1 pseudogene is annotated in these 412 nt (G+C 58.5%); it reads left to right on the top strand.

Going from position 1 to position 412, the window contains the following annotated elements:
• Positions 1-22: 22 nt before the first annotated feature.
• A pseudogene (locus tag HMPREF2888_RS12290) lies at positions 23-412 on the top strand (phosphoglucomutase, alpha-D-glucose phosphate-specific); the annotation flags it as partial.

Below are 412 nucleotides of genomic sequence, written 5' to 3'. Positions count from 1 at the left end.
CACCCCCCTAAAGGAGCAATCCATGGCACATGAACGAGCTGGCCAGCTTGCGCAACCAAGTGACCTCATCGATATCGCGGAGCTTGTTACCGCCTACTACACCCGTGTTCCCGATGTAGAAAATCCGGACCAGCAGGTGGTCTTCGGTACCTCTGGTCACCGCGGTTCGGCTTTGGATGCCGCTTTCAATGAGCGGCACATTCTGGCCATTACCCAGGCCATCGTGGATTACCGTAAAGAGCAGGGCACCACGGGCGCAATCTTTGTTGGCCGCGATACCCATGCGCTTTCGGAGCCGGCCATGGTCTCTGCATTGGAGGTCCTGCTTGCAAATGAGGTTGAGGTGCGTGTCGACGACCGTGGCCGCTACACCCCAACCCCTGCTATCTCGCATGCCATCCTGACGCACCCA

The sequence above is a fragment of the Corynebacterium sp. HMSC077D03 genome, assembly GCF_001808545.1.
GTDB lineage: Bacteria > Actinomycetota > Actinomycetes > Mycobacteriales > Mycobacteriaceae > Corynebacterium > Corynebacterium simulans.
This window is presented reverse-complemented; position numbering and strand designations above follow the sequence as displayed.